This window comes from Nocardioides sp. (assembly GCF_030655615.1).
Taxonomy (GTDB): domain Bacteria; phylum Actinomycetota; class Actinomycetes; order Propionibacteriales; family Nocardioidaceae; genus Nocardioides.
The window spans coordinates 1-20,075 of sequence record NZ_JAURVJ010000029.1 but is presented as its reverse complement, the minus strand read 5'-3'; the positions used below and the strand labels follow the sequence as shown (position 1 = coordinate 20,075).

Genomic DNA, 20,075 nt, shown 5'->3' with positions numbered 1-20,075 from the left:
CTGAGCCAGACCGACTGCGACGACGTCGCGCCGCGCCTGAACACCCGCCCCCGCAAGGCCCTCGACTGCCAGACTCCAGCCCAGGTCCTCAACGCAGGACTCGTTGCAACAACCGATTGACTCCGGGGGTGCCATAGCTAGTTTGGCCAACCACTCATACGCGAGTGCGTGTGAGTAGTTGGCAAGGGCAGGGCCCGTGGACGGGGCGTGCAGGACCGGCCCCAGGAACCCGAGTTGATCATTTCTGCGCGGACGGTGATGGCGCGACGCGTGGGGTTCAACGCGGCCGGTCGTTCGAGAGCAGCCGTTGGGGTTCGCCGTAAGCACCGATGGCCTTGTCGACCACCGTGATCGCGTCCTTGGAGGTCTCGCCCCACGCCACATGCGGGGCCACCGCGAACTGCGAATGGTCATCGAAGAGCTGGAAGATCACGCACTTTGCGTTCACCGGTCAGGACGTACTCGGTGGCGTCGAGCTGCCAGCCCGCGTTCGATGCTGGGTTGACGAGCCCGTGCCGAGCGTGCGGCTTCTGCGGCTCAAGTCGAGCCACACCGGCCTCGCGAAAGACCCGTGCCAGCGACGCGATTGAAGACACCGGGTCCAGGCCTATCGCGCGCATCTTGTCGCGCATGCTGATCGGACCGTGATCCAACCCGGAGGACTCCAACGCGGCGCAGACCTGGATCGCTTGACCTTTGACCACCTAGATCAGTCTCGACGGGCTCGGTCGGGCCGGCTGGACCGAGGCTCCGAGACTGCAGCCGGACCGTCCTGACGGGCACGCTTGCGCAGCTCGTAACAGGGGATTTACGAGTGATGGAGTACTCGGCGCAGAACGTCGCCACTGCCCTACGCGGGGCATCCTCGGGCCACGGCGAAGTCGCGAGCCGGACACGGGGATCGATTGGTTCACTGGGAACCATCCTCGAAGCATCGAGGCTAATGTGTCACCACCAATAACGCCCGAACCGTCACCTTATGCATCAATTCAGAACTATCAAAGAGTCCCTGAGACATGACAAACGGCAGGGCGGATAAAGACCCGCTTCAGGAACCTGAGTTGATCATTCCTGCGCCAACCGTGATGCCGGTGGCTTCGTCGATGAGGATGAAGGAGCCGGTGGTGCGGTTCTGGGAGTAGGGGTCGCAGAGCAGCGGCACGGTGGTGCGCAGCTGCACGCGACCGATCTCGTTGACGCCGAGCTCTTTGGTCTCCTGGTCGCGGTGCAGCGTGTTGACGTCGAGGCGGTACTGGATGTCCTTGACCAGCGCGCGTGCGGTGCGGGTGGTGTGCTTAATGGCCAGCTTCTGCCGCGGCTTGAGCGGCGTGGTGGTCATCCAGCACACCATCGCGTCGATGTCCTGGCTCGGCACCGGGGCGTTCTTGACGCGGGCGATCATGTCGCCGCGGGAGACGTCGACGTCGTCCTCGAGGCGGACGGTGACCGACATGGGCGGGAAGGCCTCGGAGATCTCCTGGTCGAAGAGATCGATGCCGGCGATCTTGGAGGTCATGCCGGAGGGCAGGACGACGACCTCGTCGCCGGGCTTGAGGACGCCGCCGGCGACCATGCCGCCGTAGCCGCGGTAGTCGTGATGCTCGTCCGACTTGGGGCGCACGACGTACTGGACCGGGAAGCGGACGTCGACGAGGTCGCGATCGGAGGCGACGTGGACGTGCTCGAGGTGGTGCATGAGGGTGGGGCCTAGGTACCAGCTCATGTTGTCGGAGCGGTTGACGACGTTGTCGCCGGCCAGGGCCGAGATCGGGATGACCTCGAGGTCGGGGATGTTGAGCTTGGTCGCGAACTGCGTGAACTCCTGGTGGATCTTGTCGTAGACCTCCTGGGAGTAGTCGACGAGGTCCATCTTGTTGACCGCGAGCACGAGGTGGGGGACCCGCAGCAGCGAGAGGATGACCGCGTGGCGTCGGGACTGCTCGGTGAGGCCCTGTCGGGCGTCGACGAGCACGAGGCCGAGGTCGGCGGTCGAGGCGCCGGTGACCATGTTGCGCGTGTACTGCACGTGGCCGGGGGTGTCGGCGATGATGAACTTGCGGTTGGGCGTGGCGAAGTATCGGTAGGCGACGTCGATGGTGATGCCCTGCTCGCGCTCGGAGCGCAGGCCGTCGGTCAGCAGGGCGAGGTCGGTGTAGTCGTAGCCCTTGGACACGCTGGTGGCTTCCACGGCCTCGAGCTGGTCGGCGAAGATCGACTTGGAGTCGAGCAGCAGACGCCCGATGAGGGTCGACTTGCCGTCGTCGACCGAGCCTGCGGTGGCGAACCGGAGCAGGTCCATGTTGGTGGAGCGACCATCAGTCGTGGTTTCGGCGTTCATCAGAAGTAGCCTTCCTTCTTCCGGTCCTCCATGGCTGCCTCGGAGAACCGGTCATCACCACGGGTGGCGCCGCGCTCGGTGAGCGTGGCGATGGCGACCTCGTCGATGATCTCGGGGATGGTGCTCGCGGTGGACTCGACGCACCCGGTGAGGGTGATGTCGCCGCAGGTGCGGAAGCGGACCGTGCGCTCCTCGACGACCTCGCCCTCGCGCAGCGGGTTGAGCGGGGTCTCGCTCATCAGCATCCCGTCGCGGACGAACACGCGGCGCTGGTGGGAGAAGTAGATGTCGGGGATCTCGATGCCCTCGCGGCCGAGGTAGTCCCAGACGTCGAGCTCGGTCCAGTTGGAGATCGGGAAGATCCGCATGTGCTCGCCGGCGTGGATGCGGCCGTTGTAGAGGCTCCACAGCTCGGGTCGCTGCATCTTGGGGTCCCACTGCCCGAACTCGTCGCGGTGGGAGTAGACGCGCTCCTTGGCGCGGGCCTTCTCCTCGTCGCGGCGGCCGCCACCGAATGCGGCGGTGAAGCCGTTCTCCTCGATCGCGTTGAGCAGGGTGGCGGTCTGCATGCGGTTGCGGCTGGTCTTGCCGTCGTCGACCACGACGCCGTTGGCGATCGCGTCGTCGATGCTGGCGACCACGAGCCGGACCCCGAGGCGGTTGACCCAGTTGTCGCGGGTGGTGAGCACCTCGGGAAAGTCGAGGCCGGTGTCGATCTGGAGCACCGGGAACGGGATCTTCGCGGGGAAGAACGCCTTCTCGGCCAGCCGCAGCATGACGATCGAGTCCTTGCCGCCCGAGAACATCAGGACGGGCTTCTCGAACTCGGCGGCGACCTCACGGAAGATGTGGATCGACTCAGCCTCCAGCTGGTCGAGCTGGCTCAGCCGGTAGTCGGCGTGCGTGGTGGTCATCAGGGTGCGGGTGCCTCTCGCGGGGGTCTGCGTCGTTGGACAGCAGCGATCACTGTAACGGTGGGCCTCGAAGCGGACGAACACGACGAGTATGTCGACTGGCTCACCCTAGTTGAACGTGTCTCAGCGGGTGGTGGGCGCCGCGCTGGCCGCGTGTGTGTCGCCCAGTGCCACCGACGTCCTGGTCCTCGGTTCCTGACCATGTAGGGACAGGTTCAGGGGTTGCGTCCGTGGCGATACCAGAGTCCCGCGAGGGCGGCGATGCCCACGGTCCAAATGAGGTTGATCGGCACGTCCGACGCGTGCACCCCGTGCGTGGTCGACAGCTTGAGGATGACCCGGCTCGACTGGGGGCCGTCGGTCAGCACGAACGCCGCTGCGAGGAGGCAGTGGGCGAGCACGGCCGTAGCGAGAAGGATGCGGTCGACCACTCGGCGAGGATAGGGCGAGCAGACGACGACCACGTCAACCGGAAGTTCGGACGATGTTGCGGGGGTGCGCCTGTTGGGCTGTTCGGCTGCGGAGGCTTCGAGGCTCGTCTCTGGGGCTCCTCGCACCTCAGCCGACGTCAGACGGGGACGGAGCCGATGGCCACGCGGGCATCGCCGGTGAGGGTGATCTGTCCGTCGTCGTGGGTGACGAAGACCGACTGACCTCGGGAGGCGGTGACGGTGCCGGAGGAGGCACCGCGGGCGGCAACGGTGACGGTGCCCTCCAGGACGAGGACCGTGCGAGGGCCGGTGCTGGGGAGGCGCCGCAGCGGGGTCTGGCCGACGGTCAGGCAGAACTCGCCGACGGGCGGCTCGAGGTGGCAGTAGCCGCTGGCCCGCTCGGACGGGTCCCAGCGGGGCGGTGGGATGGGCGTGAAGCTGGTGATGGTCAGCAGCTCCTCGACGTCCATGTGCTTGGGCGTGAGGCCGGCCCGGAGGACGTTGTCGGAGGAGGCCATGATCTCGACGCCGAGTCCCTCGAGGTAGGCGTGGACGACGCCGGCGTTGACGAACATCGCCTCGCCGGGGGCGAGGAGGACGTTGTTGAGGAGCAGGGTGACCAGGACGCCGGGATCGCGGGGGTAGTCGCGGACGAGCTGACCGCAGCGGGTGAAGGTGCGGGCCGCCTCGGCACGGAGCGCGGGGTCACCCGTGCGGTGCGTGGGGTGCCGGCCCTCGTCGCGGGCTGCGCGGGCGCCGGCGTGGCGGGCGGCGTCACCGACGTCGCGGAGGATGCGTGCCAGTCGACGTCCCTCGAGTGCGAGCGTCTCGGTGACGACCGCGCGCAGCGCTTCATGAGGAGGGCCCTGCTCGAGGCGCTCGGCGACGTCGTCAGCCCACGGCACCTTGAGCAACCGCAGCATCGCCGCCGACTTGCTGACGTCACGGAAGCCGGCCAGGCCCTCGAAGCGGGTCAGGGCGAAGATGAGCTCGGGCTTGTGCCAGGTGTCCTTGTAGTTGCGGTGGCCGGCATCGAGGGGGACGCCTTCGGCGTCCTCGTGGCGGTGGCCGAGCCGGGCTCGCTCGCTGCTGGGGTGCACCTGCAACGACAGCGGCTGGTCGACGGCGAGCACCTTCATCAGGAACGGCAGCCGGTCACCGAAGACGTCGCAGACCCGCGCACCCAGGACCGGCACCGGGTCCTCGGCGATCACCGCGTTGAGGCGGCGTCCGTCCGGCAGGCCCGAGGGGTCGCCGTCATGGGCGCCGATCCAGAGCTCGGCCTCGGGGCGGCCGCTGGGCGGTCGATCGAGGAACCGGGCGAGCTGGTCGGTCGATCCCCAGGCGTAGTCGCGCACCGGGTTGGTCATGAGGAACACGGTGGTCAGTCCCGAGGGCTGGTCGAGGCGGCGTACTGGCTCGGGTCGCTGCCTTCGAGCTCCGCGACGGTGGGTGCGCCGAACATGGGGAGCCCCTGCTCCTTGCGGAGCAGCCCCCAGATCAGCGGCACGAGCACCACCATCGCGACACCGACGCCCGCGATCAGGAGCGGGTGCGTGTCGTCGACGCCGAGTGGCGCCCAGCCGGCCTTGTCGAGGAGGGCGACGCCCGACATCGTCAGCACGACCACGATGCCGCGGCGGATGAATGACTGCGGCACGCGAGGCGCGAGACGGCTTCCGAGGATCGTGCCGGGTACCGATCCGAGGACGAGCGGGACGAGCAGGTTCCAGTCGAGGCCGTGGATGGCCACGTTGGAGATCGCCGCGGCGAGGACCAGCGGGACGGCCTGCACCAGGTCGGTGCCGACGAGCTTCACCGCGGACAGCCCGGGATAGAGCATCAGCAGCGCGACCATGATGACGGAGCCCGAGCCGACGCTGGTCACCCCGACCAGCGCCCCGCCGAGAGCCCCCACGAGCAGGGTCACGAGCGGACGGATGTGGGGGTCCTCCTCGCCCAGGACGCCGCCGGTACGGACGCGGCGCAGGTTGATGTAGAGGCGGAGGGCGTACGTCGATGCCGCCAGCAGCAGGGCGAAGCCGATCGACATCTTGAGCACGTAGTCGAGCTGGTCGGGGTCGTCGGTGAGGGCCTTGATGACGTAGGGCCCGGCGAGTGCGCAGGGCACCGAGCCGATGGTCAGCCACTTCGCGAGCGTCAGGTTGGGCGAGCCCTCACGGGCGTGCACGACGGCGCCGCCGGACTTGTAGACGGCAGCCGCCGTCAGGTCGGCGGCGACGACGGTCGCGGCCTCGCCGGACCCGGCGCCCAGGAACAGCAGCGCCGGCGTCATCAGTGCGCCACCGCCCATGCCGGTGAGGCCGACCACCACTCCGACGACGAAGCCGGCGGTCAGGATGGAGAGGAAGTCGCCGGTCAGGAAGTCCGTCACGGGTCAGGCCGTCCCGGCGTCGGCGGTGGCTGCCTCGGCGGCGGCCAGCCGGGGCACGACCGCGCCCAGGAGGGTGTCGATGTGGGTGGCGCAGGCCTCGGCCGCCTCGCTGCCGCGACCGTAGGGGTCGACGACGTCGAGGGCGTGGGCGGCCGTGCCGCGCCGCTCGCCGAGCGAGCGGAGCAGGTCGGCGCGGTCGAGGCCCTCGGGGAGTCGCTGTACCGCCTCGGCGAGCTGGCCGAGCGTGAAGACCTTGCGGAACGCGCCGGGGGTCTCGTCGAGCACGAACCCGCGGTGCGACGCCTCGGCGGTGACGACGAGATCGGCGTCCTCGACCATGGCGCGGGTGAGCTGGCGGCTCGCGAAGGTCTCGACGGTCGTTGCTGCTTCGGGGTGGTGGCGGGTGAAGGCCTCGGCCATCGGCGGGTTCATCGGCTGGCCGGTGAAGCCGTGGGTGCCGGCACTGGTGAACTCGATGGGCGCGCCGCCTGCTTGGGCGCGGGCCGTGAGCTCGATGTAGGGGGAGCGGCAGATGTTGGCGGTGCAGACGAAGAGGACCTTGAGGGGTCTCGTGACGATTGCTGGCGCAACCTCCTCGGCCTCCGTGTGGACTGGTTGGTCTGTCGCTGCGGGGGTTTCGAGGCTCGTCGCTAGCGCTCCTCGCACTTCAACCGACGTTGGGGGATCCGTCGGCTGAGGTGCGAGCGGAGCGAGCCTCGAAGCCACGGGGTCTCGGAGGTCGGCGTAGCCCTGGGCGGCGAGCTCGTCGAGGACGTCGGTGAGGGCGTCGTCGATGGTGCGGCCGGTGGTGTCGACGCGGACGTCGGCGTCGGTGGGCTCCTCGTAGGGGGAGGAGATGCCGGTGAACTCGGGGATCTCGCCGCGGCGGGCCTTGGCGTAGAGGCCCTTGCGGTCGCGGCGCTCGCACTCCTCGAGGGGGGTGGCGACGTGGACGAGGAAGAACGCGCCGCCGGCCTCGTCGACCATCTCGCGGACCTGCCGGCGGGTCTCGTCGAAGGGGGCGATCGGGCTGCAGACGGCGACGCCGCCGTGGCGGGCGATCTCGGCGGCGACCCAGCCGATGCGGCGGAGGTTGGTCTCGCGGTCGGCCTTGCTGAAGGTCAGGCCGGCGCTGAGGTGGCGGCGTACGACGTCGCCGTCGAGGGTCGTGACGGTGCGGGTGCCCTGCTCGAGCATCCGGTCCATCAGCGCTCGGGCGAGGGTGGACTTGCCGCTGCCGGAGAGGCCGGTGAAGAAGAGGACCAGGCCGACCCGGTCGGGAGGCGGCTGGTCGGCGTCGAGGATGTCGTCGAGCTCGGGGAGCGGGTCGCCGTCGTCCTCGACGAGGCCGACGACGGGGTCGCCGGCGGCGTAGGTCGAGACGACCTGGACGCCGAGCGCGTGGTCGGCCTCGGGGTCGCCGTGGTCGGCGAGGGGGACAGCGACGACGTCGGCACCGAGCGCGTCGGCCACGCGCACGGTCGCGCGCAGGAGGGCGACGGCGGAGAGGTCGGGGGTGCCGTGGCCGACGAGGGCGAGCAGCACGAGCGGGCCGAGGGCCTGCAGCTGCGCGAGCTGGGCGGCGCTCACCGGACCGGTGACGGGCACGAACGTGCGACCGGCGTAGCGGTCGCGGACCTGGGCCGGGGACAGGTAGAGGCGACGGAACGGGCCGTGCTGGGCGGTCGTGAGCGCCTCGACCCGGCGGCTGCCGTCGGGCTCGAGGTGAGCGTGGGCGAGGGGGAGGCCCTCGGGGTCGACCAGCTCGACCGTCGGGGCGTCGGCCAGCTCCGGCGGAAGGGTGAGCGTGACGGGGGAGCCCGGGGCGCCGTACGCCGTCAGCGGCGCGAGGGCGCCGGAGGTCAGCAGCTCGAGGTCGTCGAGCTCGCGCTGGGTGGGGCAGTGCTGGGGGCTCGACACGGGGTCATCCTTGCAAACCACCGCGGATAGCCTCGCCCCATGTCTGAACCCGTCATCGTCGCCGAGATCGTCCGCTCCGGGTTCGTCGAGGGGCACCACTACGGCTCGGTCGTCGCGCTGGCCGCCGACGGGTCCGTCGACTGGTCGGTCGGGGCGGTCGACACCGCCGTGCTGCCGCGCTCGTGCAACAAGCCGCTCCAGGCGCTGGGGATGGTCCGGCTCGGGCTCGACCTACCGGACGACCTACTCGCCCTGGCCTGTGCCTCGCACTCCGGGGAGGACTTCCACCTCGAGGGAGTACGCCGGATCCTCGCCTCCGCCGGCCTCGCCGAGGCCGACCTGCAGACCCCGCCGGACTGGCCGCTCGACGACGTCGCCCGTGAAGGCTCAATCCGCGCGGGGCGGGCCAAGGACTCCATCTCGATGAACTGCTCCGGCAAGCACTCCGCGATGCTCGCCACCTGCGTCCTCAACGGGTGGGACACCGCGACCTACATCGCGGCCGACCACCCGCTGCAGGTCGGGATCGCGGAGGCGTTCGCCGACCTGACCGGTGAGCCGGTCGAGGTCGTCGCCGTCGACGGCTGCGGCGCCCCGCTGCTCTCGACGTCGCTGGTCGGCCTGGCGCGGGCCTTCCGGGCGCTCGCGGTCGCCACGGAAGGCGCCGAGAAGAGGATCGCGGACGCCATCCGCGCCTACCCGGCGTACGTCTCCGGGACGCGGCGCGACGAGCTCGCCCTGCTCACCGCCCTGCCGGGCGCAATCGGCAAGGCGGGCGCCGAGTCCTGCTACGCCGTCGCGCTGCCGGACGGCCGGGCGTTCGCGCTCAAGACCGATGACGGGGCGCCGCGGGTGCGGCCAGTGCTGATGGCCGCCGCGTTGCGGCGGTCAGGCGTCCACGACGCCGCCGTCGACGCGACCGGGGTGCTGCCGCTGCTCGGCGGCGGGGTGCCGGTCGGGGAGATCCGCGCGGTCTTCTGACGGGTCGCCAGCTCGCCGCGTGACGCGCCGGGCTGCTTCCGTCAAGTTGAGACAACGCGCCCGTAACTTCTGCTGCTGACGTCTCAAGTCGGCTCCGCCGCGGGCCGATGCTCGACGTGGAGCCCCACCCCACGAAGCAGGAGTACCCGTGTCGATCGAGCAGCCCAGTCGCCGCACCTTGATCAAGGCTGCCGCCTGGGCGGCGCCGACGATCGTGGTGGTGACCAGCGCGCCGGCGTTCGCAGCCGCGTCGAACCAGGTCTATGCGACGGTGTCGGCGTCACGTGAGGGCTCGGTCGTGACCGGTACCGCGACGATCTTCAACACCACCGCGACCCCGGTGTCGATCCAATTGACAGCGATCGTGTTCAGCCCTTCGCCGCCGTGGTACTCCGCCTACACGGCCGAGCCCAGCGGTGCGTGGACCACCGTGTCCGAGACCATCAGCGTGGTCGACGACGAGGAGGGCAGCACCATCACGGTGACGTCGATCTCGATCACGGACGTCCCGGCAGGGGGCTCCTTGCCCTTCTCGCAGCGGTTCCAGTTCAGGGGCGCGCCGACCACCTTCGAGGCCGGCACGGTCAAGTTCGAACTCACACCGTCGCCGAGCGTCTCTGTCGCGCAGCCTCCCCCGGCTAGTTATCCGGGGGGTACTGACCCGGTGCCAGCACCGCCGCCGGAGAAGGGATCGGACCGGCTGCTGCCCCGGCCGAGGCTGATCAGGTGAGAGTTGACGGGCCGGTCCGTACAGGCTGAGTGAGCCGTCTCACGTGGTGCAGATGGGTTGTTACTGCCTTGTGGGGCTGACGAGCACGGGCCGTGCCTCCCTCTTCGGCATGCTCTTTACATAGCCCATGGGGGATGGCGGTCAACAGGTCGCCAATGACGAAAGTGATCACAATGGCGGTAACGACTGCTGAGGCAGTTCACACCGGCCGACTGGTCTCGGACTTTCCGGCCGCAGCATCCATCACAGCAGCACCCAGGACGTGGCTGAGCTTCCGCCCGTTCCTGGTCGGAGCAGACCTGCTGGCCGTCCTGCTGGCCCTGGTCGTCACCTCCACGATCAGCCTCCCCGGCCTGGCCGCGGTCGGCGTCTCCGTCGTCGCTGTCGCCTTCGGGCTCAGCGCCTACCGCTCGCGCCTCACCCTCTCCGTCCTCGACGACGTCCCTGCCCTGGGCGCCGCCGCGTTGACCGGCGTCGTCGCCGGTGGCACGGTCGCCGACGCCCGGCTCGGCCACGTCGACATGTTCATCCTGCTCGGCGTGCTCCTCGCCCTCCTCGTCGTCTTCCGTGCGACGTCCTACGTCGCCGTGCGCCAGGCCCGCAGCACCGGCTACATCGCCCACCGCGCCCTCGTGCTCGGCGCCGGCGAGATCGGTCAGGACCTCGCCCGGGCCGCGCTCGACCGCCCGGAGCACGGTCTCGTGCCGGTCGGCTTCCTCGACGACGACGCGCCCCGCGACGCCTCCCTGCTCCCCGTGCCCCACCTCGGCGGCTACGCCGACCTGTCCGCGACGATCCAGCGCCTCGGCGTCAGCGAGATCATCGTGGCCTGGGGCCGCACCCAGGACTCCTCGCTGATCGAGATCATGCGTGAGTGCGACCGCCTCCATTGCGAGATCTTCGCCGTGCCGCGCTTCTTCGAGCTGCAGCACCGCAGCCGCGACATGGACGAGCTGTGGGGCATCCCGCTGGTCCGCTTCCGCCGCGCCACGTGGCGCAGCGTCTCGTGGCGCGCCAAGCGCGCCCTCGACATCCTGGTCGCCGGCACCGCGCTGCTGATGTTCGCCCCGATGCTGGCGCTGGTCGCGCTCGCCGTACGCCTTGAGCTCGGCAAGGGCGTCATCTTCCGCCAGGTCCGCATCGGCGTCGACGGCACCCCGTTCACCCTCTTCAAGTTCCGCTCGCTCCGCCTGCCCGAGGGGCCCGGCGCCTCGCCGGTCTGGTCGATCAACGGCGACGCCCGGCTCGGCCCGGTCGGCCGGTTCCTGCGCGCCAGCTCGATCGACGAGCTGCCGCAGCTGGTCAACGTGCTGCGCGGCGAGATGAGCATCGTCGGTCCCCGTCCGGAGCGCCCGGTCTTCGTCGACCAGTTCGCCCACGAGGTGCCGCGCTACCACGGCCGCCACCGCACCCCGGCCGGCCTCACCGGCTGGGCCCAGGTCAACGGCCTGCGCGGCGACACCTCCATCGAGGAGCGCGCCCGCTTCGACAACTACTACATCCAGAACTGGTCGCTCTGGCTCGACGCCAAGATCGTGGCCCGCACCGTAGGCACCGTCCTGTTCCGGCGGGGGTCGTGACCCTCGGGTCCACCTTCGACACCGTCCTGCTCGGGGCGGTCGCGGTCCCGCTGCTCGTCTGGATCGGTGCGGCGCTCGTCCGTCGCCCGCAGCGGGGCCTGCTCCTGCTCGCCGCCCTGCTGCCCTTCGACGGGCTCCTCCTCATCCTGCCGGGCGGCGGGTCCTTCGGAGCCTGGAAGGAAGCGCTCCTGGTCGTGACGCTGCTGGCCTCGCTCGTCGCGCCCGTCTCCGCCCGCCGGGAGAAGTCGTCCGACGTCGCGATCCCGTCGTGGGTCCCCGTCGCGATCGTCTTCGTCGCCCTCGGCGCCGTGTCGGCGGTCGTCGCCGGCGGCGCCATCGGGTTCTGGGGCTTCAAGATCGGCTATTTCTACGTCGTGGTGCCGTTCATCCTGTGGCGCTGCCCGTTCGACGCCCGCGACCGCGACCGGGTGGTCACGGTGCTGATGGCGGCCGGAGCGCTCACGGCGGCGTACGGCCTCTACCAGCAGGCGATCGGACCTGTGCGGCTCAACGAGATGGGCTACGAGTACAACTCCGCCATCCGCTTCTCGGGCAGCCTGCTGCGCTCGTTCTCCTCCTTCACCCAGCCCTTCTCGTTCGGGCTCTTCGTGATGCTGGTGCTGCTCGTCTGCCTGCCGGTCGCCATGGCCGACCCGCGCCGCGTCCGCAACGCCCTCTTCCTGCTCATCACCCCGGTGCTCGTGGTCTCGATGGCGTCGTCGGTGGTGCGCGGCGCGATGCTCGGGCTCGCCGTCGGGCTCGTGCTGCTGGCGTTCTGGCGGTTCCGCGGGCTTGTCCACGCGTTCGTCCCGGCCTCGCTGACCCTGCTGCTGGTGCCCGGGGCGGCGCTGTCGGCCTTCCTGTCCTCCAGCAGCCTCAACGAGCGCACCAGCGGCTGGTCGCTCATCTTCGAGCGCGTCCTCGCGGCCCCGTTCGGCAACGGCGTCGGCACCACCGGCGCGGCCGCCGAGAAGGCCGTCCAGCTCGGTGCCGACTCCGCCGACGTCATCACGGTCGGGACCGCGGGCCAGCCCCAGCTCTACCTGCCCGACAACCAGTACGTGAAGACCGTCCTCGAGCTCGGCCCCGTCGGTCTCTACCTGCTGCTGCTCCTCGGGGCGACGGTCGTGGTGAGCGCCGTCGCCGCCTCCCGGCGTACGATCGGCGACGACCGAGCACTGGCCCAGGGCATCGCCGCCTCGGTCGTCGGTGCGGCCGCAGCCTCGTTCGTCTCGACCTACCTCGAGATCTTCCCCCTCGACTTCTACTTCTGGCTCACCGTAGGAATGCTCCTGTGCCTGGATCGGCCATCGTCGTCAACGCCCTTGCTCTCCGCCCCGCCGGAAGTGGCGTCCAGACCTACATCCGTGAGCTCCTCGGCGCGCTGAGCACGGCCACGACCGCCTCCGTCACGGCGCACGTCCAGGAGGACGCGGTCGGTGAGTTGCCGACGTCCGTCACTGCCGTGTCGCACCCCGTAGCCGACGGCGTACGCCGCGCCGTGGCCGGGCTGGGGCTGCGCACCGGCGACGACCTCTTCCACGGCCTCGACATCGACCTGCCGCTGCGCACGTCGGGTCCCCTCGTCACCACGGTGCACGACCTCTCGGTCTTCGACGTCCCGTGGGCCCACGGGCGGGTGCGAGCCCGCGGCGAGCGCGCGCTGGTGGCGCGGGCCATCGGCCGCGCCGACGCCGTGATCTCAGTCAGCCACTTCACGGCCGAGCGCGTGGCGGCCCTCTTCGGCCGGTCCAGCACCGTCACCCACCTCGCCGCCGGGCCGGACATGCGACCGCCCGGGCCCGACGAGGTCGAGCGGGTGCGCGCGCACTACGGCATCGGCCCGCGCAGCGTCCTCTACGTCGGCAACGTCGAGCCGCGCAAGCGCGTCGACCTCCTTGCCGCTGCGTGCGAGCGGGCCGGGGTCGACCTCCTCGTCGCTGGTGCGCTCGGCGGCGCCTCGATGCCCGCGGCCGCCCGGCACCTGGGCTACGTCCCGACCGCCGACCTGCCTGCGCTCTATGCCGCGGCCGACGCGGTCGCCTATCCCTCCACCTACGAAGGCTTCGGCCTCCCGCCGGTCGAGGCCATGGCCTGCGGTGCAGCCGTGGTCGCCACCCGCGTCGGTGCTCTGACCGAGGTCGCCGACGACGGCGCCCACCTCGTGCGCCCCGACGACGAGAGCCTCCTGGCCGACGCGCTCCGCCAGGTCGTCTTCGACGTCGACCACAACGCTGCCCTACGCACGTCCGGCGTCCGCGCGGCCGGCCGGCTGCGCTGGAGCGACACGGCCGAGCAGACCCTCGCCGTCTATCGAGGCCTGGGCGTCCCGTGCTGAACGACCCCGCCCAGGACGACGCGCCGGCCGCGGCCCCCGGGCCCCCCGACCCCACCGACCCGATCGAGACGACTGGTCCCGTGCCGGAAACCCAGACCACCGAGGACGCCGAGGACGCCAAGGCCGCTGCCGAGGACGACCGGTCGCGCAGCGTCCTGGTCAACACGGGGTGGCTGATCGGCAGCCGACTCGCGCAGGCCGTCCTCGGGTGGGGCGGGACCCTGCTCATCGCCCGGACCATGTCGCTCGAGGAGTTCGGGCGCTTCACCACCATCTTCACCGTCCTGGGCTTGATGGTGATCGTCACCGACATGGGCATCGGGCGGATCGCGGTACGCGGCATGCTCGGCGAGGACGACACCCTCCCGGGCGCAGCCACCGACCCGGTCCACTTCGCCGGCGCCTACATCGGCCTGCGCAGCCTGCTGGGCGTCGTCGGCTACGTCCTCGTGCTGCTCGTGGTCACCTTCCTCGGCTACCCGATGGAGGTGGTCGGGGCCACGGCGGTCGCCGGCATCGTCATCGTCCTGTCGACCCCGTCCTCCGCGCTCGACGTCGTCTTCCAGGCCCGGCTGCAGATGGGCATCGTGAGCGCCGCCGGGGTCGCCGGCCTCGTCGCCCAGTTCGCCCTGACCGCCGCGATCGCCGCGGCCGGCGGGTCGCTGCTGCTCTTCATCATCCCGGCCGTGCTCTGCCAGGTCGTCGTCCTCTCGTGGAAGATCCCCGCCGCGCGCCGGCTGCTGCCCATCCGCCTGATCGTCGACTGGACGCTGTGGAAGCGGCTCCTCCGCGAGGCGCTGCCGCTGACCCTCGGCATCGGCCTGGCCACCGTCTACTACCGCGTCGACGCCCTCATGCTGTCCAAGCTCGACGGCTTCGACGCCGTCGGCGTCTACGGCGTCTCCTACAAGTTCGTCGACCTGCTGCAGTTCGCCGCCACCGCCGTCACCGTCCCCCTGCTCACCGTCCTCGTCCAGTCGTGGCCCGGCGACCCGAGCGCCTTCCGGGCGGCCGGGCGACGGGCGGCCATGCTGCTCGGCGTCCTCGGTGGGTTGGCGATCGTCGGCCTGGTCGGCTTCGCCACCCCGCTCACCACCTCGTTGTACGGCGCCGGCTACGCCGTCGGCGACGACGCGACCCGGCTCCTCGTCGTCGCCACGACCCTCGCCCTGTTCGGCTCCCTCGCCATGACCTGCCTGGTCGCCGTGGGCCGCAACCGCGGCTACCCCCTGGTGATGCTGACCGGGCTCGTCCTCAACGTCGGCGCCAACCTGGTCCTGATCCCGCGCTACTCCTACCACGGGGCCGCGGCAGCCACCCTGGCCTCCGAGGTGGTCGTGCTGGCACTCCTCCTCACCCTCCTGCTGCGCCACGGCGAGCTGCGCCCGCTGGGTCTCGGCCGCCTGGTCGTCATGCCCCTGGCGATCGGGGTCGGCCTGGGGGTCGGCTACGCCGGCGACCTCGTGCTGCCGTGGGTGCTGGCCGCCGGCCTCGCCGCCGCCGCGTTCGTGGCGGTTGCCGTGCTCGGTGGGCTGACCCGGGCCGCCGGTCTGGGCCTCCCGCGACGGAGGACGGCATGACCGCCCCGCTCCGGATCGTCGCCCTCACCAGCACCGGGCAGGTCTCGGGGGCCGAGCGCGTCCTGGTCCGCACTCTCGCCGCGGCGGTCGAGGCCGGGCACGACGTGGTCTGCCTCAGCCCGGCCGGTGCGCTCGCCGACCAGGTCGCCGCCACCGGTGCCCGGCACCGGGTGGTCCCCGAGCTCGGGCTGAGCGGCGGGCCGCGTCCGGTCGCCGCGCTGCGCACGATCGGTCGGTGGCTGGGCGCCGCGTGGGTGCTGCGCCGCGCCGTCCGCGGGGCCGACGTCGTCCTCGTCAACGCCCTGCTCGCCCTTCCGACGCTGCGCCTCGCGTCGCTCGCCGGGGTCCGGATGCCTGCGCTGTGGCTGGCCCACGACGTCGTGGTCGCCCGGAGTCGGCTGCAGCTCTACCGCTGGTGCCGCCCGGCGCTGACCCGGGTGGTCGGCGTCTCCGAGGCCGTCGCCCGACCGCTCCGGGCCCTGGGCGCCGGGCCCGAGGTCACCGTCGTCCACAACGGGGTGCCCCCGGTCGACCCGGCCGACCGGGCCGACCCGAGCCGCGTGGTCGACGTACCGGTCGTGGGGCTCAACGGCCTGCTCACGCCGTGGAAGGGTCAGCAGGTCCTGCTCGACGCGAGCTGGAGGTTCGGCACCCCGGCCCGGGTCGAGCTGATGGGCGGTCAGCTGGTCACCGACGGGGCCTACGTCGCGGAGCTGCGGGCTCGCGTGGACGGCACCGAGCTCGGCCGTCGGGTCGAGCTCGTCGGCCACGTCGACGCCCCGCTCCGGCGGATGCGCGACTGGACCGTGGCCGTCAGCGCGAGCGTCGAGCCCGAGGCGTGCCCGCTCAACGTGCTCGAGGCGATGAGCCTCGGCGTGCCGGTCGTGGCGACCGACCACGGGGGCTCGCCCGAGGTGCTCGACGGCGCCGGGCTGCTGGTCCCACCCGGCGACCCGGACGCGCTGGCCGCGGCCGTGACCAGGTTGCTGGACGACCCCGAGCTGCGGCACCGGCTGTCGGTCCGCGGGCTCGAGCGGGTCGGCCGGGCGCACCGTCTCGACCGCCAAACGGCGGCGCTGCTCGACCAGATTGCGACCGTGGCCGGGAGGGTCGTGCACGATCCGGGGACCGGTATGGGCAGGATCACCCCATGAGGGCCTTGTTCATCAACGAGAACATCGGGGGCCACGCGACCGTCCACGCCCACCTCCGCAACGCCCTGGTCGGGATGGACGACATCGACGTCGACATCGTCGACGTACCCGCCCCGACCGGAGGTCGCCGGTTCGTCGGTGCGGCCGTGCCCGGCCTCGGCCGGCTCGACGCCGACCTCCAGCCGCTGCGCGCCCAGCTGTCGCTGAGCGGCTGGGTCCGTCGCGAGCTGCGCACCCGCCTGGCCCCCGGCCACGGCTACGACGTGTTGCACGTCTACACCGGCAACGCAGCCCTCCGCAGCGCCGGCCTGCTGGCCTCGCTGCCCTCCGTCGTGTCGACCGACGCCACCAACGCGACCAACAACTACCGCCTGCCCTACCGGCAGGCGACACGATTCACGCCTCGGGCCGTGCGGGCCGCCCAACGCTTCGAGCGGCCCGTCTACGAGGCTGCCTCGATCGTGATCGCCAACACCGGCTGGGTGGCGAGCTCGCTGCGCGACGCCTACGGGCTCGGCGACGACAAGCTGCGGGTCTTCCCGTTCGGCATCACCCGTCCGCCCGGCATCGGGAGCGGGCCGGCACCCGGCACCGTCGCTCCCGAGGGCCTGCCCCAGCTGGTCTTCGTCGGGCGCCAGCTCGAGCGCAAGGGCGCGCTGCGGCTGCTCCGGCTCCACCAGCAGCACCTCGCCGACGAGTGCGAGCTGGTGCTCGTCACGCCCGAGAATCCGCCGCCGGGTCGCAACGTGCGGGTCGTCAGCGACGTCACCGTGGGGTCCGGGCGCCTGTGGGAGGTGCTGCGGGCGGCGGCCGTGTTCGTCTTCCCGAGCGTGATCGACCAGGCCCCCAACGCGGTCATCGAGGCCCAGGCCGCCGGGCTGCCGGTGGTCGTCCTCGACCTGGGCGCGATGCCCGAGATGGTGCCGACCACGGTCGGACGCGTCGTGCCGCCCGACGACGACGAGGCCCTGGTCGCCACCCTCCGCGACCTCGTGCGCCACCCCGAGGTCCGCGCCGAGCTGGGGGCCGCCGGCCGCGAGCGCTTCGAGTCGGTCTATGACGCCCGCGTCTCCACGCGTCGCCTGGTCGAGACGCTCGGCGAGGCGCGGGAGCTGTTCGCCCGCCGCGAGGGAACCTCGCGATGAGCCGGGCGCGACGAGCGGCCAGGCCGCTCGGCGCTGCCGCGCGCCTGGCCTCGGGGCGCGCGGCGAGCGGCGGGGGAGCGGTGCTCTGCTACCACGACGTGGTCGGTACCCGCGACGAGCTGAGCGACCCGCTGGACGTCACGATCGACCAGGTGCGCACCCACGTACGGGTGACGCGTCGGCTCGGCTTCCGGTTCGTCCCGCTCGCCGAGCTCGGCGCGCGGGTGGTCCGGGGCGAGGCCGTCGACGGCCTCGTCGCGGTCGCCTTTGACGACGCCCTGGCGGGAGTGGCACGGCACGCACTGCCGGTGCTGGTCGAGCAGGAGGTGCCGGCGTCGCTGATGACCGTCGCGACGGGCTGGGGCGAGCGGCCCGCGTGGTGGCCGGGCTCCGGCCGGACGATGACCAGGAGCGAGCTCGTCGAGGCGGTCGGGCTCGGGTTCGACATCGCCGCGCACACCCGCACCCACACGTCGCTCGCCGGCCTCGGACCCGCCCGCCTCCGCGACGAGGTCGCCGGGTGCCGTGCCGAGCTGGAGGACCTCACCGCCAGCCGACTGACCCAGTTCGCCTATCCGTTCGGCCACCACGACCCGGCCGCCCGCGAGGCGGTCGCCGACGCCGGCTTCGACGCCGCGTGGACCTTCCTCAACGGACGGGTCTGTCCCGGCGACGACCGCTACCGGCTGCCGCGACTCACCATGGGCTCCCACCACGGCGCGACCCGGCTCGCCTACCACCTCGGGCGCTCGGCCGGCTCGTGGCCCGACCACCAGCAGGACCGGGTCGCCGGGACCCCGGAAGCGCTGTGACCGGGAACGCACCTCACGTGCCCTCCGCGGGGGCGAAGTCGCCTCGCGGGCTGTGGCCGCCTGTCATCATGGGCCTTGCCGCGGCCGAGAGTCGGACCGCGCTCGACCCCCCAGGAGCGCCGACGTGGACCACGTACGTCGCGACGACGCACCCGCGCCGGGTCGGGGCCGTCGGGTCCACCTCCTCACGCTGGTCCTGCTCGTGGCGACCCTCCTCGTCGTGCCGCGTGCCGGCCCCGAGCGCGGGTCGCGTGGCACCGGCCTGGAGCTGGTCGACGCCTCCGGCGGCGAGCAGTCGGCCCGTACGACGGCCCTCGACGTCGGCGTCAGCCCGGGCTTCGGTCTCTTCGAGCTGTCGTCGCGTGCCCTCGTCGCCGACCTCACCACCGCCCGACGGGCCGGCCTGCGGCACCTGCGCGTCGACGTCGGGTGGGCTCGCATCGAGCACGCCCCCGGTCGCTACGACTGGTCCGCGACCGACCGCGTGCTGCGGGCGGCCCGGTCCCACGGGTTCCAGGTCCTGGCCGTCGTCGGCTACCGGCCCGGCTGGGCCCCGCCGCTGCGCACGGTCGCAGCGCGCTCGGCGTACGCCCGCTTCGTGGGGCGGGCCGCCCGCCGCTACGGGTCCTCGGTCGCCGCGTGGGAGCTGTGGAACGAGCCCAACCTGGAGCAGTCGTGGGGGGTGGCGCCCGACGCGCGTGCCTACGCAGGTCTCGTCGCCGGTGCTGCCCGGCAGCTGCGCGCCCACGATCCCGGCGCGCCGGTGGTCGTCGGGGCGCTCTCGCCGGCCGTCGACGCCCCTGACGGGAGCCAGGTCTCGCCGATGACGTTCCTTTCGCGCTTCTACGCCTCCGGCATCGACCGCAGCCTGTTCGACGTCGTCTCGGTGCACCCCTACAGCTACCCGGCCCTGCCGACCGACGACGCCGACTGGAACACCTTCCACCGGCTGCCCGACCTCCACGCCCTGATGACCCGCGCCGGCGATGGCGCCAAGCAGCTCTGGCTGACTGAGTACGGCGCCCCCACCGGCCGGTCCTCGCGCTCGGTCTCACGACGGGGCCAGGCCTCGATGGTGGTGGACGCGGTACGCCAGGCGTCCACGCTGCCGTTCGTGGGCCGGCTCTACCTCTACGCCCTGCGCGACACCGCGCGCCGTCCCACGGACCTCGAGGCCAACTTCGGCCTCCTCGACCACCGCGGACGACCCAAACCCGCTCTCGGCGCTCTGCGCCGGGCGCTTCATGGAACGGCCTGACCATGGATCTTCTCGACCACGCCGCCGGTGTCTGGGCCCGCAGATGGGTGGTGCTGTCGGTGGCCCTGCTGCTCGCCGCCGGCGTCTTCCTGTGGCGCTCGACCATCACCGAGGACTTCGAGGCGTCGACGACGGTGCAGATCCGGCTGCCCGCCACCGAGTCGGGCGACCTGTCCATCCGGGTGCAGTTCTACTCCGAGTCCGTCGCTGGCCTCACCTCGAGCCGCGAGGTCGTCACCGAGGCGCTCAGCAGGGCCCGGCGGGCCACGGACCGGGACGCCGTCGACGAGGCCGTCGACTCCGTGTCGGTCGAGGCCGGCGCCGAGGCCGGCTTCCTGGTCGTGTCGGCCCAGGGGCCGTCGGGCGCGGCTGCGGCCGAGCTGGCCGACTCCCTCGCCGACGTGCTGCGCGAGCGGATCGCCGATCAGCAGGACGACGACCTGACCGCACGCCGGACGTCGATCAGCGACGCCATCGCCGACCTCGCCCGGGAGCGCCG

Annotated in this window: 17 protein-coding genes and 1 pseudogene; 11 read left to right on the top strand and 7 right to left on the bottom strand. The window is 71.8% G+C overall.

Translation table 11 applies throughout. The features are described from left to right. Window positions 1-263 precede the first annotated feature (263 nt). The 7 genes and pseudogenes from Q7T52_RS02540 to cysC all read right to left on the bottom strand — a co-directional run. Window positions 264-846 (bottom strand): annotated as a pseudogene (locus tag Q7T52_RS02540) (IS481 family transposase); the annotation flags it as partial. A gap of 202 nt (window positions 847-1,048) precedes the next feature. Continuing rightward, window positions 1,049-2,338: a sulfate adenylyltransferase subunit 1 gene (locus tag Q7T52_RS02535; RefSeq protein WP_304799169.1), complete on the bottom strand. Its 1,290-nt coding sequence runs from the start codon at window positions 2,336-2,338 to the stop codon at window positions 1,049-1,051. Then, window positions 2,338-3,252 (bottom strand): sulfate adenylyltransferase subunit CysD, encoded by a 915-nt coding sequence (cysD, locus tag Q7T52_RS02530; RefSeq protein ID WP_304799168.1) that lies wholly within the window; start codon window positions 3,250-3,252, stop codon window positions 2,338-2,340. Before cysD ends, Q7T52_RS02535 begins: the two co-directional genes overlap by 1 nt. A 215-nt stretch (window positions 3,253-3,467) precedes the next feature. Then, complete coding sequence (locus Q7T52_RS02525; RefSeq protein WP_304799167.1) at window positions 3,468-3,683, bottom strand: hypothetical protein; 216 nt, start codon at window positions 3,681-3,683, stop codon at window positions 3,468-3,470. 137 nt (window positions 3,684-3,820) lie between these two features. Next, window positions 3,821-5,053, bottom strand: coding sequence for a mannose-6-phosphate isomerase, class I (manA, locus tag Q7T52_RS02520; RefSeq protein ID WP_304799166.1), 1,233 nt, complete (start codon window positions 5,051-5,053; stop codon window positions 3,821-3,823). A gap of 14 nt (window positions 5,054-5,067) precedes the next feature. Further along, complete coding sequence (locus Q7T52_RS02515) at window positions 5,068-6,078, bottom strand: sulfite exporter TauE/SafE family protein (RefSeq protein WP_304799165.1); 1,011 nt, start codon at window positions 6,076-6,078, stop codon at window positions 5,068-5,070. Window positions 6,079-6,081: 3 nt separating this feature from the next. Then, on the bottom strand, window positions 6,082-7,998 hold the full coding sequence (gene cysC, locus Q7T52_RS02510; protein WP_304799163.1) for an adenylyl-sulfate kinase: 1,917 nt from the start codon (window positions 7,996-7,998) through the stop codon (window positions 6,082-6,084). Window positions 7,999-8,037: 39 nt separating this feature from the next. Between cysC and Q7T52_RS02505 the strand changes: the two genes are divergently transcribed. From Q7T52_RS02505 to Q7T52_RS02455, 11 genes are all read left to right on the top strand, one after another. Continuing rightward, window positions 8,038-8,979 carry an asparaginase gene (locus tag Q7T52_RS02505; protein WP_304799162.1) on the top strand — a complete coding sequence of 314 codons (942 nt, stop codon included), beginning with the start codon at window positions 8,038-8,040 and terminating at the stop codon, window positions 8,977-8,979. A 148-nt stretch (window positions 8,980-9,127) separates the two neighbouring features. Next, entirely contained in the window at window positions 9,128-9,709 is a 582-nt protein-coding gene (locus tag Q7T52_RS02500; RefSeq protein WP_304799161.1) for a hypothetical protein, read from the top strand. 173 nt (window positions 9,710-9,882) lie between these two features. Then, complete coding sequence (locus Q7T52_RS02495) at window positions 9,883-11,289, top strand: sugar transferase (RefSeq protein ID WP_304799160.1); 1,407 nt, start codon at window positions 9,883-9,885, stop codon at window positions 11,287-11,289. Next, a complete protein-coding gene (locus Q7T52_RS02490) occupies window positions 11,286-12,677 on the top strand; it encodes a hypothetical protein (protein WP_304799159.1) in 1,392 nt (463 codons plus the stop codon). Before Q7T52_RS02495 ends, Q7T52_RS02490 begins: the two co-directional genes overlap by 4 nt. A gap of 77 nt (window positions 12,678-12,754) precedes the next feature. Next, entirely contained in the window at window positions 12,755-13,627 is an 873-nt protein-coding gene (locus Q7T52_RS02485) for a glycosyltransferase family 1 protein (RefSeq protein ID WP_304799158.1), read from the top strand. Window positions 13,628-13,707: 80 nt separating this feature from the next. Next, window positions 13,708-15,207, top strand: a complete 1,500-nt coding sequence (locus tag Q7T52_RS02480) for an oligosaccharide flippase family protein (RefSeq protein WP_304799157.1) — start codon at window positions 13,708-13,710, stop codon at window positions 15,205-15,207. Next, window positions 15,204-16,361, top strand: a complete 1,158-nt coding sequence (locus tag Q7T52_RS02475; RefSeq protein ID WP_304799155.1) for a glycosyltransferase family 4 protein — start codon at window positions 15,204-15,206, stop codon at window positions 16,359-16,361. The genes Q7T52_RS02480 and Q7T52_RS02475 overlap by 4 nt, the downstream gene beginning before the upstream one ends. Further along, entirely contained in the window at window positions 16,358-17,506 is a 1,149-nt protein-coding gene (locus Q7T52_RS02470; RefSeq protein ID WP_304799154.1) for a glycosyltransferase family 4 protein, read from the top strand. The genes Q7T52_RS02475 and Q7T52_RS02470 overlap by 4 nt, the downstream gene beginning before the upstream one ends. After that, window positions 17,503-18,318: a polysaccharide deacetylase family protein gene (locus tag Q7T52_RS02465; protein WP_304799153.1), complete on the top strand. Its 816-nt coding sequence runs from the start codon at window positions 17,503-17,505 to the stop codon at window positions 18,316-18,318. Before Q7T52_RS02470 ends, Q7T52_RS02465 begins: the two co-directional genes overlap by 4 nt. A gap of 124 nt (window positions 18,319-18,442) precedes the next feature. After that, window positions 18,443-19,576, top strand: a complete 1,134-nt coding sequence (locus Q7T52_RS02460; RefSeq protein WP_304799152.1) for a glycosyl hydrolase — start codon at window positions 18,443-18,445, stop codon at window positions 19,574-19,576. A 2-nt stretch (window positions 19,577-19,578) separates the two neighbouring features. After that, window positions 19,579-20,075, top strand: a 497-nt coding sequence (locus Q7T52_RS02455; protein WP_304799151.1) for a hypothetical protein, incomplete at its 3' end; no start/stop codon positions are given.